The 2,414-nt window shown below is 33.3% G+C and carries 2 protein-coding genes; both read right to left on the bottom strand.

Features of this window, described 5'->3' with window-relative positions:
* Window positions 1–280 precede the first annotated feature (280 nt).
* Window positions 281–1,012, bottom strand: coding sequence for a DsbA family oxidoreductase (locus DM800_RS27770; RefSeq protein ID WP_088061500.1), 732 nt, complete (start codon window positions 1,010–1,012; stop codon window positions 281–283).
* Window positions 1,013–1,196: 184 nt separating this feature from the next.
* Entirely contained in the window at window positions 1,197–2,156 is a 960-nt protein-coding gene (locus tag DM800_RS27775; RefSeq protein WP_147788082.1) for an alpha/beta hydrolase, read from the bottom strand.
* Between the last annotated feature and the right edge of the window lie 258 nt (window positions 2,157–2,414).

Raw genomic sequence — 2,414 nt, forward strand, 5'->3', positions numbered from 1 at the left:
GAACTACTCGGTCGCTCATTTGCGACTCCCTTATGTTAACATCTTCGTTAGTTAATGTCAACTAAGTTTTTCATTTTGTTTACCGCGTTCTGCGTTATTGCATCGGCGACTTGTTCTATATTACACCTCTAAGATACAAACGTCAATATGTTTTTATAAAAAAACTTCATTTTTTATAAATCCTATTTACGTTATTAAATTATGTATTTATATACCTCTTCTATAAGAATAGATAAGCAACCCATAAAATACTCTATGGGTTGCTATTCCTTCATAAAAACTATTGTTCTTTTGAAGGTATCGAACAACTTTCATCCGTACAAGACATATCGCTTCCACCCTCTGAAGAAAGCTCTTGTAACTTAGGTGCAGGATTCTCTTCTTCCCACACTTGTTGAAGTGCACCGACAAAAGTTTCGAGTGGTTGCGCACCTGAAATAGCATACTTTTGATTAATAATAAAATAAGGTACTCCTGAAATTTGATATTGCTGAGCAATCGCTTCATCAATTCTAACATCATTTGCATATGCACCTTTATCATTAATAACACGTAAAGCTTCTTGCTTATCTAAACCTGAAGCTTCAGCAATAGTAGCAAGCGTATCCACATCACTTAAATTTCTCGATTCAGTGAAATATGCAAAAAGTAGATTTTCCGTAATCTCTTTTTCTTTCCCTTGATCCTTTGCAAATTTAGCTAGACGATGTGCATCAAAAGTGTTCGTCGGCTTCATCTCATCAAAATTAAAACTTAAACCCATACTAGCTGCATGATTTCCTAGTTGTACATTATTACGCTTAGCTTCTTCAATACTAATCCCGTACTTTGATGCAAGTACTTCATTAATACTTGTTCCAGAATAGATTGGAGCATTTTGGTCTAATTCAAAACTTTTAAACTCCACTTCAACATCCTTCTTATGCGGAAATTGCTCTAAAGCCATTTCTAATCTACGTTTCCCAATATAACAAAATGGGCATACAAAATCTGACCATACTTCAATTTTCATAGAAACACCTCATTAACATGTAGTTTTCAATTATTGTAGCACTGGCAATAAGGAATTCAAAAATTTATGCTTCAAACCTTATATACTACAAACTAAAATAAGTTTTTAAATAGAAAAAACGATAATCAAAAGTATAAAAACCTTTCCTTCTGATTATCGTATATACAAATCTAAAACAATCTAATTACGCTGGAATGTATCTCCCCACGAACTTCCATACGGTATTCCAATATTTATTCGAATCTACCTTCTCGGCTTCTCCATGTCCAGCACCTGGAACAATTAATTTCTCTTTTTCTACTTTTGCAGCATTATATACTTCATCTAACATTTCATAAGGAACAAATGTATCAGCATCCCCATGAATAAATAGCATAGGTGTTTTACTTTTCGCCACTTGTTTTATAGCTGAAGCTTCTTCTAAATCATATCCAGCTCTTAATTTTGTAACTGTATTTGCCGCATTCATAACAGGAAACTTTGGCAAATGGAATAAATCTTTTAGTTGATACGTAAATTCATCAATAACAGTTGAGTATCCACAATCTTCAATAATAACTTTAACGTTAGAAGGTAACTCTTCACCTGAAGTCATCATTACAGTTGCTCCCCCCATTGAAACACCAAAGAGTGCTATTTCAGCATTAGGGTCTTTCTTTACAATTTGTTGAATCCAAATCAAAATATCTTTACGATCATGCCAGCCCATCCCTATATAATCACCTTCACTATTTCCATGCCCACGAAGGTCTGGCGCTATGACGTTATATCCTTGTTCATAAAAGTTCCGGATATATTTCGTCATTTTCGATGCCCTACTATCATATCCATGAACTACAATTGCCCATTTATGACTAGATTGTTCATTCATATATTCATAACCTGTTAATTTCAACTTATCGAAAGAATTTATGTTTCGTGTATTAGGTTTATGATTTGATATAAAGTTCGCATCCTTTTCTTCATTTGTAGCGAACACACCTCCCGATGCATTCACAGTTTCTACTAAGTGAGGATTATCCTCTAAAAACTCTTTCTCTTGTTTCGCATTCAACGCATAATTATAAAAATAATTCCCGACTAACATATAAGTAATTGCTAGAAGGACTAAAGCTACTATAGTAATTACACCTATCTTTTTCATATTATCTCCTTAAAAAAATTTAAATCTTCCTATATTAAAGTACCTCGAAAAACAACTGTACTATTTTAACACACCGATAGATTGCTTCTACAAAAAATAGAATAGAAAATCTTAAACTACACATCAAAAATGATGAAAGAAAACGAATATGAGGGGATCAAAAGAATACGGATTACTTACTTGAAGCTGATAAGAAGTTTAAAACACAAAAAAGACGAGTCATTCTGACTCGTCTTAAAGTTGCTTGGCGACGTCCTA

The organism is Bacillus sp. AY18-3 (genome assembly GCF_008042305.1).
GTDB classification, from domain to species: domain Bacteria; phylum Bacillota; class Bacilli; order Bacillales; family Bacillaceae_G; genus Bacillus_A; species Bacillus_A wiedmannii.